The 13,734-nt window shown below is 47.3% G+C and carries 9 protein-coding genes; 6 read left to right on the forward strand and 3 right to left on the reverse strand.

The window, feature by feature from the left end; translation table 11 throughout:
• Positions 1 to 297: 297 nt before the first annotated feature.
• Positions 298 to 900: a superoxide dismutase gene (locus tag QT973_RS04635; protein WP_333052685.1), complete on the forward strand. Its 603-nt coding sequence runs from the start codon at positions 298 to 300 to the stop codon at positions 898 to 900.
• Positions 901 to 1,400: 500 nt separating this feature from the next.
• Here the strand turns inward: QT973_RS04635 and QT973_RS04640 are convergent, their stop codons facing one another.
• Positions 1,401 to 4,121 carry a bifunctional acetate--CoA ligase family protein/GNAT family N-acetyltransferase gene (locus QT973_RS04640; RefSeq protein WP_333052437.1) on the reverse strand — a complete coding sequence of 907 codons (2,721 nt, stop codon included), beginning with the start codon at positions 4,119 to 4,121 and terminating at the stop codon, positions 1,401 to 1,403.
• Between the two features lie 429 nt (positions 4,122 to 4,550).
• On the opposite strand from QT973_RS04640, the gene pflB reads away from it, so the two are divergent.
• The 4 genes from pflB to clpS all read left to right on the forward strand — a co-directional run bounded on the left by pflB (position 4,551) and on the right by clpS (position 11,288).
• Positions 4,551 to 6,779 (forward strand): formate C-acetyltransferase, encoded by a 2,229-nt coding sequence (gene pflB, locus QT973_RS04645; RefSeq protein ID WP_333052440.1) that lies wholly within the window; start codon positions 4,551 to 4,553, stop codon positions 6,777 to 6,779.
• A gap of 492 nt (positions 6,780 to 7,271) precedes the next feature.
• Entirely contained in the window at positions 7,272 to 8,012 is a 741-nt protein-coding gene (pflA, locus tag QT973_RS04650) for a pyruvate formate-lyase-activating protein (RefSeq protein WP_333052442.1), read from the forward strand.
• A 124-nt stretch (positions 8,013 to 8,136) separates the two neighbouring features.
• Entirely contained in the window at positions 8,137 to 10,767 is a 2,631-nt protein-coding gene (adhE, locus tag QT973_RS04655) for a bifunctional acetaldehyde-CoA/alcohol dehydrogenase (RefSeq protein ID WP_333052445.1), read from the forward strand.
• A gap of 227 nt (positions 10,768 to 10,994) precedes the next feature.
• A complete protein-coding gene (gene clpS, locus QT973_RS04660; protein WP_172185659.1) occupies positions 10,995 to 11,288 on the forward strand; it encodes an ATP-dependent Clp protease adapter ClpS in 294 nt (97 codons plus the stop codon).
• 70 nt (positions 11,289 to 11,358) lie between these two features.
• Here the strand turns inward: clpS and QT973_RS04665 are convergent, their stop codons facing one another.
• Both QT973_RS04665 and QT973_RS04670 read right to left on the reverse strand, forming a co-directional pair.
• Positions 11,359 to 11,859 (reverse strand): plastocyanin/azurin family copper-binding protein, encoded by a 501-nt coding sequence (locus QT973_RS04665; protein ID WP_333052448.1) that lies wholly within the window; start codon positions 11,857 to 11,859, stop codon positions 11,359 to 11,361.
• A gap of 96 nt (positions 11,860 to 11,955) precedes the next feature.
• The gene (locus QT973_RS04670) at positions 11,956 to 13,074 is read right to left on the reverse strand and encodes a tocopherol cyclase family protein (protein WP_333052451.1); all 1,119 of its coding nucleotides are present in this window, start codon (positions 13,072 to 13,074) and stop codon (positions 11,956 to 11,958) included.
• A gap of 76 nt (positions 13,075 to 13,150) precedes the next feature.
• On the opposite strand from QT973_RS04670, the gene QT973_RS04675 reads away from it, so the two are divergent.
• The gene (locus QT973_RS04675; protein ID WP_333052453.1) at positions 13,151 to 13,732 is read left to right on the forward strand and encodes an Npun_F5749 family FMN-dependent PPOX-type flavoprotein; all 582 of its coding nucleotides are present in this window, start codon (positions 13,151 to 13,153) and stop codon (positions 13,730 to 13,732) included.
• Positions 13,733 to 13,734 lie beyond the last annotated feature (2 nt).

Genomic DNA, 13,734 nt, shown 5'->3' on the forward strand with positions numbered 1-13,734 from the left:
TATCAGTCTCATAAAATTTCGATTGGTTGACAATTTCACACACACTTTTATTTGCCACCCAGGTGGCTTGACATTTAGTGATAGTTTATGCTATGTGAATGCTGCAATAAGTAGCTTTGATATCTAAAAAATACAAGTCTGAATGCTGAAATGCCCCAACTGCTATAAAATATGAAAATTGTAAAGAATTATTTACCACAGCTTGATAAACTCAAGCTAGGGACTCTCGGCTTTAATCATACAAAAGCCGGAAAGTTAGCCCAAAAACCAAAAGTAATCCAGAGAGGATTGAACACAATGGCATTTGAACTTGCACCGTTACCCTTCGCCGCTGACGCCCTAGAGCCAGCTCATATGTCGGCCAACACTTTTTCGTTCCACCACGACAAGCACCACGCTGCTTACGTGACCAATCTGAATAAACTGATTGAAGGAACTGAAATGGCGAGCAAATCCCTTGAAGAAATTGTCAAGGAATCTGCTAAAGACCCATCCAAAGCCGGCATTTTCAACAATGCAGGTCAAGTTTGGAACCACAATTTTTTCTGGAATTCCCTCGCACCGGGCGGCGGTGGCACTCCGACAGGAGCTTTAGCTGAGAAAATCAACGCCGACTTCGGCAGCTTCGACAAATTCAAAGAAGAATTCAAGACTGCTGCGACAACTCAGTTCGGTAGCGGCTGGGCTTGGCTGGTTTTGGACAACGGCACTTTGAAAGTTACCAAAACTGCTAACGCTGACACCCCGGTAGCACACGGCCAAACTCCGTTGCTGACTTTGGATGTGTGGGAACACGCTTATTATTTGGATTTCCAAAACCGCCGTCCCGACTACATTACTAATTTCTTGGATAATTTGGCTAACTGGGAGTTTGCAGCAGCAAATTTGGCTGCGGCTTAGTAGCATCTTAGTTTGAGGACTAAAGTCCTCACTACAAACTTTATCGGTTTGTAGTGAGGACTTTAGTGGTGATGAATGAGAATTATTTAACCTGACATCTTGCAGCAATATCAATAAGAGGATTTTTCGTGGGGTCGGGCGGGTTTATAGAACCTATTTGCAAGCTTTAAGGCTGTTGGCGAACCCGCCCCTAGGGCTAATTGAGAATGGTGCAAGATATCAGTTTAACCACACTTGCTATTAAGGATCGCGAATTAAATAACTTACAATTTTAATTGTTATTGTGGGATGGGCCTAAGAGCCCGTCCTTTTTGGACGGGCTCTTAGGCCCATCCCACTTTCAAGAGTGGAAGTTATTTAATTCTCATTCCTAAGCTGTTCGGCATTTAAAAGACGATTGTAGGGTGCCCAGCGTACAGAAGTGTTTCCCGCATAAGCGCGTAAGTGTTCACTCCTGACGCACCATACAAGCCTCGTTAGTGGTTTAAATGCTCCACAGCTTAGCAGACAAAAACAGCTTTCAACATTCCTTCGTCTCGGTCTGGGTGGAGTTCAAATCCTAGTTTTTTACAGAGGCTCTGCATCTTGTAGTTGCTATTAAGAATGTAGCCAACGATCGCCTCTAATTTCTCTTCCTGACCAATTTGCAACATCCGCCTCAATAATTCTGTTCCCAAACCGCGCTGCTGATAGCTATCGCTAACGATGAGGGCAAATTCGGCTTGGTTTGTGCCGTGGAGTTTGCTCAGACGCGCTATTCCCAAAATCCGGTGTGCTGAGGTTTCCGGGTCTGGACGATCGGCTACTAACACCATTTCGCGATCGTAGTCAATAAAACAAATCCGGGTCAAACGTTCGTGAGCAATGCGGTGCTTTAACTTTACCATGTGAGCGTAGCGCAAATACACGCTCTCTTCGGAAAGTTCTTTGTGGAAGAGCACCATCAGCGGCTCATCTTCTGGGCGAATCGGACGGATGGTGATGGGACGATCGCCCTCCGTTGACCATTTTTGAACGTATTGCGTAGGATAGGGGCGAATCGCCGTTGAAATGGGGTTTTCCGTTGTTTGCAGAACAACACGGGCATCAAGAGCGATCGCACCTTCAGGAGAAACCAACAGCGGATTAATATCAATCTCGGCAATTTGAGGTTGCTCTACAATCAGTTGACTGAAACGAACTAATAACTGTTCGAGTTGTACCAGGTCAATTGCCGATCTGCCGCGCACTCCTTGCAAAGCTTTATAGATGCGAGTTTGCTCCATCATCCGCCGCGCTAAGGTGGTATTTAAAGGCGGAAGTGCGAGCGATCGATCTTGAAAGACTTCCACTAATTGTCCGCCGGAACCAAACAGCATCACCGGCCCAAATTGTGGGTCAATACTGCTACCCAAAATTAGTTCATAGCCTTCCAAATGCACCATCGCCTGCACGGTTACGCCAAGAAACGCTGCAGGATCGATCGCCCGTACCCGCTGGGCGATCGCCTCAAAGGCACTAATTACAGCCTTAGCATCGCCTAAATTTAGTTGGACGCCCCCCACATCGGTTTTGTGAGTAATCGTCTCAGAATGGAGTTTTAGCACCACTGGATAACCGAGGATCTCGGCAATTTCCACAGCTTCGGCCGCACTCGCTGCAATTTCTGTCGCTACGGTGGGAATCCCGTAAGCTGCTAGCAACTGTTTTGATTCGTACTCGGTTAATAGAGTGCGATTGTTTTGACGGGCGGCAGTCAAAATCTTCGCAGCAGTAGCACACCCGGAAGTATCGAGTTCGCAATCAGCGGGGAGAGATGGCGTTTCGTAGATAGCGCGCAGGTTGTATGTGTACCGCCACATATAGTTGAATAACCTGACGGCGGTATCGGGATAAGGGAAAGTCGGAATATTTGCCTGATTGAGAATTTGCGTTCCCGCTGACACTTCCACACCGCCCATCCAGCTTGCTAATAAGGGCTTTCCGAGTTTGCTGTAAGACTTAAGTTTTTCTGCGGTTTGGGTGGGATTTGTCATCGCTTGTGGCGTCAGGATGACCAGCAATCCGTCACTATTGGGATCGGGAGCGACAACTTCTAAAGTTTTGGCGTAAAGATCGCTACTAGCATCGCCCAAAATATCGATCGGGTTGTGATGACTCCACTGAGGTGGCAAAAACTCATCAAGTCGCTGCAGCGTCTCCGGTGCCAAATCTGCCAGGGCACCGCCGTCGCTAATTAAGGCATCAGTGGCGATCGCCCCTGGGCCTCCGGCATTGGTGACGATCGATAGGCGGTTGCCCTGCGGTCGCGGTTGCTTGGCCAGAATTTCTGCCATGTCGAACAAATCGGAAATCGTATGTACGCGCAACGCGCCACAGCGGCGGAAAGCAGCGTTAAGCACGTCATCGCTACCCGTCAAAGCTCCCGTATGGGAAGCGGCGGCTTGGGCGGCGGCGGCGGTACGTCCTACCTTGAGAATGATGATCGGTTTGTCGATCGCCACTGGGCGGGCGGCGGACAGGAACGAACGAGCATCACCCATAGATTCCATGTACAAAACGATACTGTGAGTATGGGGATCGTCCCCGAAATACTCGATCAGATCGCCCCAACCGACATCGAGCATAGAGCCGATCGATACAAAGGCGCTAAAACCGACATTTTCCCCCAAACTCCAGTCGAGAATCGAAGTACAGAGGGCGCCGCTTTGACTGATGAAAGCGACATTACCCGGACGGGCGATCGTACCTGCAAAAGTAGCATTGAGCCCAACCACAGGATTCATCACACCGAGGCAATTTGGGCCGATAATCCGCATTCCGCCCAGACGCGCTTGGGCGAGAACTTGCTGTTCTAAAGCCTCCCCAGCCGCACCAATCTCTTTAAAGCCTGCAGAAACAATAATTGCTCCTTTCACCCCAGCAGCGATACATTCGCGGATCACTTGCGGCACCCCAGCAGCCGGCGTAGCAATCACCGCCAGATCCACTACTTCCGGGACGCTAGCAATGTCAGGATAAGACTTGAGCCCCAAGACGCTGTGGCGCTGCGGATTCACTGGAAAAACTGTGCCGCCAAACGGATTCCGAATCAAGTTCCACAGGAGAGTTCGTCCAACGCTTCCTTCTCTCTCTGTTGCGCCGATTACAGCCACGGAGCGAGGCCGAAAAATCCGATCGAGCGGATGACGCTGTTCTTTCCAAATATCGTGAGCCCGATCGCTCGCAGTGCTTTGATTCATTGAATTTATCTGCATAGTACCCTACTTCAATTAATCAGCAATTAATATTGCTCTGCTTTCGATAACTATCACCGAATCAAATCCGAACTCTTTTTCTGCTTTTTTTCTGCTTTTTCTTCATCTTCTTCGGGTGTTTGCGGTTCCTGAAAAAAAAAATCTCATTGCCCGTTTCCGACACGCCCGCCCTTAAACAACATTTGGGTTGTCTAAGTGTTAGTTCGGGAACCCCTTTGGTCAGAGCTTCCTCAACAATTCACGAGGAGGTTCTGCCTACTATCTATCTTAATTCTTCCCACCAAATTAGCAAGTCAACTTTTGTAACAAATAGCGAACCGGGTATTTAAAATATTGAAATTAAATATATACTAGATATAGTGGTCGAAGCAAAAAAGATCGATCGCTAATAAAAAATTGAGGTGAAAGCAAGCTATGTTTGCAGAATGGCACGGCTTTACTGAAGGCAACTGGACAAACGAAGTCAACGTCAGAGACTTCATCCAAAAGAATTACACCCCCTACGAAGGGAATGCAGAATTTCTCACAGCACCAACCGAAAAAACCCAGCAACTTTGGCAAAAAGTTCTGGAATTAATGAAGCAAGAGCGCGAAAAAGGTGTATTGGATGTTGATACAAAAGTTCCCACATCGATCACGGCTCATGCAGCAGGATACATCGATCGCGACTTAGAACAAATAGTAGGTTTGCAAACAGATCGACCTTTGAAACGCGCGATTATGCCCTTGGGCGGGATTCGCGTTGTCAAGGCCGGTTTAGAAGCTTACGGCTATCAGCTCGACCCGCAAACTGAAGAAATATTTACGAAATATCGCAAAACTCATAACGATGGTGTATTCGATGCTTACACGCGCTCGATGCGTCTGGCGAGACGTTCGGGTATCATCACAGGTTTGCCAGATGCCTACGGACGCGGGCGGATAATTGGTGACTATCGGCGCGTTGCTTTGTACGGCGTCGATCGCCTAATTGAGGATAAAAAAACACAGCAAGAATCACTCGAACTAGACGCGATGGACGAGGGAACAATTCGCTTGCGCGAAGAGTTATCCGAGCAAATTCGGGCATTGTTTGAGTTAAAAGAAATGGCTGCTAGCTACGGCTTTGATATTAGCCGTCCGGCAGCAAATGCACGAGAAGCTGTCCAGTGGCTGTATTTTGGCTACTTGGGAGCAGTGAAAGAACAAAACGGGGCAGCGATGTCTCTCGGCCGCGTATCGACGTTTTTAGACATTTATTTCGAGCGCGATTTACAAAGTGGCGCGAGTTCCGAAGTGGAATTGCAAGAACTGATCGACCATTTTGTAATGAAACTCCGCATGGTGCGGTTTTTGCGAACTCCCGACTATAACGCTCTGTTTTCTGGCGATCCAACTTGGGTAACAGAGGCGATCGGCGGTATCAGCGATGACGGTAGAACATTGGTAACTCGTAACAGTTTCCGATTCTTGCACACCCTGTCAAACCTCGGTACTGCACCCGAACCAAATCTCACCGTTTTGTGGTCGGAAAACTTGCCGGAAAACTTCAAAGAATTCTGTGCGAAGGTATCCAGCGACACAAGTTCTATTCAGTACGAAAACGACGATTTGATGCGTCCTCAATACGGCGATGATTACGCGATCGCCTGTTGTGTTTCCGCCATGCGAATTGGCAAGCAAATGCAGTTTTTCGGCGCGCGAGTTAACTTAGCTAAGACTTTGCTCTATGCGATTAACGGCGGTAAAGATGAGAAGTCCGGCGACCAAATCGCGCCGCAGTTCCCACCGATTACTACCGAATATCTCGATTATGACGAGGTAAGAGCCAGGTTCCGCGACATGATGGCGTGGTTGGCAAAAACGTATATCAATACGTTGAATGTCATTCACTATATGCACGACAAATACTGCTACGAACGCCTGGAAATGGCACTGCACGATCGCGATGTTTACCGGACAATGGCCTGCGGAATTGCCGGATTGTCGGTGGTGGCGGACTCCCTGTCGGCGATTAAAAACGCTAAAGTTAAGGTGCTTCGCAACGAGCAAGGTTTGGCAGTGGATTACTCGATCGAAGGAGAATATCCCAAATATGGCAATAATGACGATCGCGTAGACAGTATAGCCATCGAACTTGTGCAAAGCTTCATGAACGAAATTCGCCAGCACAAAACCTACCGCGGCGCTGTAGCGACTCAATCGGTACTCACAATTACCTCTAACGTAGTTTACGGCAAAAAAACTGGTAGCACTCCCGACGGACGTAAAGCCGGCGAACCCTTTGCTCCCGGTGCTAACCCGATGCACGGCCGAGATTCCTGTGGGGCGATCGCATCCTTATCTTCTGTAGCCAAACTGCCTTACAGTGATTGTCAAGATGGCATATCGAATACTTTTTCGATTCTACCGCAAGCCTTGGGCAGAATGGAGAGCGATCGGACTAACAACCTAGTTAGTCTTATAGACGGTTACTTCCACGATGGCGGCCATCACATCAATGTTAACGCCCTCGATCGGCAAACATTACTAGATGCGATGGAACATCCAGAAAACTATCCCCAGCTAACAATTCGCGTCTCCGGTTATGCGGTTAATTTCATCAAACTTACCCGCGAACAGCAATTAGATGTGATTAAACGGACTTTCCACGAACGCGTCTAAATCCCAGCAGAAAAAACTCGGCGATTGAAACCGCTCAAGAGTCAAACGAAGTCCGAGCTGAGGGGGACTCAAGAAGCGCCTACATAATTGGTTCTCCATAAGTCTTTTTTCGTCTAGTTTCGCTGTTAAACCATGAGGCCAGATCCCCCCTAACCCCCCTTAAGAAGGGGGGAACAAGAGTATTCTTGAATTCCCCAGACTATCTGGGGATTCAAGGGGAACCGTCCACTTCTCAAAGTCAACCCCTACTCCCCTTTTTAAGGGGGATTTAGGGGGATCGAGCCTCAGCAACCAAACGAACAATCCGCAAGTTTCCCGGCTTAAGTTAACACCGAGATTCCCTCATCTCAAATCCGTTAGCATCGTCCTGTATTCATCTCTCTCTTCTCTTCCTCTGCGTTCTCTGCGTACTCTGCGGTTTAATCATTCCAATGCAACCGGAATTGATATCATCCCTACTCTCAAAATCCTTACCAACAAACAGCAAATTAAATGTCTGGAATTGGTCGCATTCACTCAATCGAAACATTTGGTACAGTAGACGGCCCCGGAATCCGGTTTATCGTCTTCACCCAAGGCTGTCCGTTACGCTGTCTGTACTGTCACAATCCCGACTGTCGCAATTCCCACGATGGTAAAGAAGTAACCGTCGATTATTTAATCGAGCAAATTATAAAATGTAAATCCTACCTACGGAAAGGAGGCGTTACCGTCAGCGGCGGCGAACCATTGATGCAGCCGGATTTTGTCAAAGAAATCTTTACCCGCTGTCATCAAATGGGTTTGCATACAGCGCTGGACACATCAGGCTTCTGTGTTTTAGACGTTGCTAAACCGGTTCTGGAAATGACCGATCTGGTTTTGTTGGACATCAAATCCTACATTCCCGAACTGTATTACAAAGTCACCAATGTTTCCATCGAGCCTACTTTAGCAATGGCCAAATATCTCAGCGAAATTGGCAAACCGACGTGGATTCGCTTCGTTCTAGTTCCTCACCTCACCGATCACATCGAAAACGTAGAAAAATTAGCGGAGTTTATTGCCAATCTGAACAATGTGGAAAAAGTCGAAGTATTACCATTTCATAAAATGGGAGAATACAAATGGGAGCAATTAAAATTGGATTACGAACTCAAGGATACACCTCCAGCTTCACCGGAACTCGTGCAACAAACAGTTGATATTTTTCGCAGTCGCGGGGTCAATGCGATCGGAGCTAGCGGTATATAATAATTAAAAGGCCACGTTCACAAGTCACCCACAATCTTGAAATTATCTGCGTCGATCTGCAGGTTCCCTACCAATCAAAGATTGAGGCAATAATTTTTCCGAAATCCACATCACGAAAAATCACATGAAAGTTACCAATTTAGAAGAATTAGAAGTCCTAATTCAAAAAGTAAAAGCAGCCCAAGCTGAGTTTGCCACCTACACTCAAGAACAAGTCGATCGCATATTCAAGCAAGTAGCTTTAGCCGCTAATGCCGCCCGCATTCCCTTAGCCAAAGCAGCAGTCAAAGAATCGGGAATGGGAGTCATCGAAGATAAGGCAATCAAAAATCATTTTGCCTCGGAAATGATTTACAACAAATATAAAAACGACAAGACTTGTGGTATCATCGAGTCCGATCGGCATTTTGGCTACGAACGCATTGCCGAACCAGTGGGATTGCTAGCGGGAATCGTTCCTGTAACTAACCCGACTTCCACCACCATCTTTAAGTCATTAATCGTGCTCAAGACGAGAAATGGCATTATATTTTCGCCCCATCCCCGCGCCAAATCCTGCACGGCTGCGGCGGCAAAAATCCTCCTCGATGCTGCTGTAGCAGCCGGCGCACCACCGGATATTATTGGGTGGATTGATGAGCCAACTGTGCCACTTTCCCAAGCTTTGATGCAGCACCCCGATATCAAACTAATTTTGGCAACTGGCGGGCCGGGAATGGTAAAAGCTGCCTACTCTTCAGGACATCCCTCCCTCGGTGTCGGCGCTGGAAATACTCCCGCCATCATCGATGAAACCGCCCACATCCAAATGGCTGTCAGCTCAATTTTGCTCAGCAAAACTTTCGACAACGGCACGATTTGTGCTTCGGAACAATCGGTAGTTGTTGTGGATGAGGTGTACGATGCCGTGCAACTGGAATTTATCAAGCGCGGTGCTTATTTCCTGAATGCTGAAGAACGAGAAAAAGTGCGGCGGGTAATCTTAATTGATGGTCGATTGAATGCCGAAATAGTCGGACAATCGGTGCAAAAGGTGGCGCAGATTGCGGGTTTTGTAGTGCCGTCAAACATCAGGGTTTTGATTGGAGAAGTGGATACGATAGGTAAAGAAGAACCCTTTGCTTGTGAAAAACTTTCGCCGATTCTCGCCATGTACCGCGCCAAGGACTTTACTGAAGCAGTAGACAAAGCTGAAGCGCTGATAATTTTTGGCGGACACGGACATACTTCTGTACTCTACACCGCCCCCCACAATCAGGAACACATTCGTTATTTTGAAAGCAAATTAGAGACTTCGCGGGTGCTGATTAATACGCCTTCTTCTCAAGGTGCGATCGGCGATTTGTACAATTTCCGCCTCGATCCCTCCCTTACCCTCGGTTGCGGTAGCTGGGGCGATAATTCGATTTCTGTCAACGTGACACCCCATCACCTGCTCAATATCAAAACCGTAGCAGAGCGACGCGAGAATATGCTCTGGTTCCGCATTCCTCCCAAGATTTATTTTAAGTCGGGTTGTCTTCCTGTAGCTTTGAGGGATCTTGCAGGTAAGAAACGTGCTTTGATTGTGACGGATAAACCATTGTTTGAATTGGGATTGACTAAGGAAGTCACAGAGAGTTTGGAAGAAATCGGCATCGATCACTACACATTTTACGATGTGGAACCCGATCCTTCGCTGGCTACTGTTCGCAAAGGTTTAGAAATCTGCAATAGTTTCCATCCAGATGTGATTATTGCTTTTGGTGGTGGCTCGCCGATGGATGCTGCTAAAGTAATGTGGCTGATGTATGAGCATCCAGAAATTGAGTTTGAAGGATTGGCGATGCGGTTTATGGATATCCGCAAGCGGGTATACGAACTGCCGCCTTTGGGTTCAAAGGCAATTATGGTGGCAATTCCAACTACTTCGGGAACGGGTTCGGAAGTCACGCCTTTTGCGGTTGTTACGGATGAACGATCGGGGATTAAGTATCCGCTGGCAGATTATGCTCTGACTCCGAGTATGGCGATCGTCGATCCAGAACTTACGCTGAATATGCCCCGGAAACTGACTGCTTACGGCGGCATTGATGCGCTAACCCACGCTTTAGAAGCTTATGTTTCTGTGTTGGCTTCTGAGTATACAAATGGTTTGGCTTTAGAAGCGATTCGTTTGCTGTTTAAATACCTGCCCAGCGCTTACAAAAATGGTGCCAACGATCCGAAAGCGCGGGAGAAAGTACATTATGCTGCTACGATCGCCGGCATGGCATTTGCCAACTCTTTTCTGGGGGTTTGTCACTCAGTAGCTCACCAATTAGGTGCAACTTGCCACGTCCCTCACGGTTTAGCGAATGCGCTGATGATTTCCCATGTAATTCGCTACAATGCAACGGATGTTCCGTTCAAACAAGCGATTTTTTCTCAAAACAAGTATCCTAACAGCAAGTGGCGTTATGCTCGAATTGCGGACTATCTGAATTTGGGCGGCGATACCGAAGATGAAAAAGTTGAGAAGTTGATCGCAGCGGTGGAAGCTCTGAAGCGTGAGGTAGATATTCCTAGCACGATTCAGGAGGCGATCGCCAGTCAGGGAATGAGTGATGATTTCTTCTTTGCTCGCGTTGAGGAAATGGCCGATCGAGCTTTTGACGATCAGTGTACCGGAGCGAACCCCCGCTATCCGCTGATTGAAGATTTAAAGCAACTTCTGGTGCAAGCGTATTCTGACGGCGACACTTCCGATCTCAATCGAGTGTTAACTTTAGTGTAATCGGCGCGGTGCCATAGATTTCTCCTCAAAAGCCTGTCAATGGGGGGCAGGATACCTAACTCCTACTCCCCACAGTTTCTGGAGAAATCTAACGCAGGGCCCGGTGGTGAAAATAAACCCCGAAGCGGATCAAAATACCAAGTAGGGGTTGAAAAAATATGAAATTGTGTTATAATTTTAGAGGTAACTTTTTTACGAATTTTGTAGTTTTAGTGGCTGTTCGCGCGATGACCTCTTCACCAACCATAGCACCCGTTCGATCGAGTCAAGTTACCCGCAAACCTTATCCCAACTATCGGGTAATAGTCCTCAACGACGATTTCAACACATTTCAGCACGTTGTGGAATGTTTGACGAAATACATTCCAGGGATGACGAGCGATCGAGCTTGGAAACTCGCCAACCAAATCCACCACGAAGGCCAAGCCACCGTGTGGGTTGGCCCGCAAGAGCAAGCAGAACTTTATCATATGCAATTGAGCCGTGCTGGACTGACAATGGCTCCGCTAGAGTCTACTTGAAAAGTGTCTAGAGGGCCGAAAGTTCGATGAATTTTCGGTAATTAATCTGAAATTGAACGCAGATTGGGATTTAAGAGGCGATCGTGATTTTGCCAATCATCCCCGCCTCTGTATGTCCGGCTACCGTACAGCGCAGGTTGTAGGTTCCCGATTTCATCGGCACAAACACCCATTCTGCCATAGCGCCCGGTTTAAGTTCTAGTTCGTGAATCGCTCCTTTAATTTCCACTTTCCCAGCTTCAACTTTTTGAGTCCAACTCGCATCAGCAAAGTTTTTAGCAGTAAAATAATGTTTCTGCGAACTGGGATTTTTTAGCACTAATTTATAGCGCTTGCCCGATTCAAATTCTAGCAGATTGGGAAAGAATTTGAGTTCCCCAGCTTCGTTACCTAAACTAACAGTAATTTCGGTGACAGGTTGGCGAGACAAATCACCGGCAGCACTAGCAATTGTCGCTGGCATCAAGATTGTGCTCAAACATAAAATTAGTCCCAAAATCACCTTGAAAGTTTTTTGTAACCCCTGGCTGCGGTAGAATTTGCCTAATTGCCAACCGAGTAAATTGATCATGGCTGTTCTGACTACTGTTAACTATTAACTGACTAATGACTAATGACAACTGACAACTGACAACTGACTACTGACTACTGACTACTGACTAATGACTTAATTCGATCGCCAAACTTCATCCCAAGGCCCGCCCCCAACTTCCAAACCCGATAAAGAGCTTTGAGCCTCTAAGATAATTCTAGAACGCTGCTTGCCATTTTTTTCCACATTTCCCCCCAACAACTCTCGCAGTTGCAAGCGCAATTCACCGTGCGTCGTATCCCGGCAGCAAAAAGCCATGCCTTTTTCGGTAGGAGTTCGCACATAACTACCAGGAATGTTTGTAGTGCCAATCAACTCAACTTCAAACTGACTGTTTCTAGCCTGCATTTTCCAGCTTCCCCAAGGTTCAATAGTCCAACTAACTTGCGAATTCCAAGGCACAAATTCGTAAAATTTGCCTCGGTAATGCAGACCAATCATTGCTACCGATTCCATCCACCACAGCACGCCCCGCTTGCCACCACCTGCGGTTAAAGCTAAATCATTTTCGCCTTGAAAACAATTGCAATTAATCCAAAACCACTTTTGCGGAAAAGCACCGCCCCAGTTTTTTTCGCTGTAAGCGGGAGCATCTTTAAATTCGTAGCGATCGCCATTCCAATCGATCCAGCCCGTGGCTAAACCGTGAGCCATTAAAATTTGCCATCCAGGCTCAAAAACGGGCAGTAAAGATAGCATTCCTGCGGTAGATTTCTGGATTTCTTCAGAGTTTCCCCAGCCATAGATAGGTTGAATTTCGTACTGCCAAAAACAGTGGCTGCCGCTTCCCGGATCGTGCAAATAACCTTGATTTAAAGTAGCAGTAGCTTGATAGCCTTCTTCGACGCTGCTGTCGAATACTGCCGGCTCTAAATATTGGGGTTTAATTTGTAAATCTGTTTTGCCCCAATGTCCGAAACCTAAGCTTTCTCTGTGCGCCCAAAACTTATTTACATCTGGAAAGGTGCGACACAAATAGCTATCTTTCGGACCGAGAATCTGAGCTGCACCGCCACTGTAAGGTTGACCGCCTCTGGGGTCTTCGATGGAATACATGAATGCAAAGGATTGTCCGTGAATCGGTAATGTTATTCGGTAGTACCAGCCTTCAAAAAAGCGGCGTGAACTACCGTCCCAGTGGTAGCCACTGTGGGGAGTTTCAAGAGTTTTGAGTTTTGAGAGTGAATTTGACATAGAATTACCAATAGCATGACAGGGAATTCACGGATAACTGTTTCTTCCTTCTTCCTTCTTCCTTCTTCCTTCCTTTATGTCTCTAGCACTTTGGCGATCGCCCTTAGCTCGTGCCCTCCACCGCAACCGCAGTCTTGCTTTTGCCCGTTACTTGCAACTAGCAACTGTTCGGGCTACCGGGCGTCCGGCTAACCGCACTGTGGTGTTTCGAGGCTTTTTAGCAGATACTAATCAGTTAAAGTTTATTACAGATATTCGCAGTGAAAAGGCTGAGGAGATTAATCTCTATCCTTGGGGGGAAATTTGCTGGTATTTCCCGAAAACTCGCGAACAATTTCGGATTGCTGGAAAGCTAGTTTTGGTAGGGGCAGATTATCCAGATGCCCAGTTGTGTTCATCGCGGTGCACAACTTGGCAGGAGCTTTCTGAGGCGGCTAGATCGCAGTTTGCTTGGCCTCATCCGGGGGATGACAAAGCCGAGGCTAGTGCTTTTGATTCTGCTTCCCCAGATGCGATCGAGCCGCTGCCTAATTTTTGCTTGCTGTTGTTGGAACCGGAAACGGTGGATTTGTTGGAGTTGCGGGGGGAACCGCAAAACCGATCGCTTTATCGGCGCGACGGGGAGGGAAATTGGTCTGTGCGATCGGTTAATCCTTGAAA

Origin of the sequence: Microcoleus sp. Z1_A1 (genome assembly GCF_036700305.1) — a bacterium.
GTDB lineage: Bacteria > Cyanobacteriota > Cyanobacteriia > Cyanobacteriales > Microcoleaceae > Microcoleus.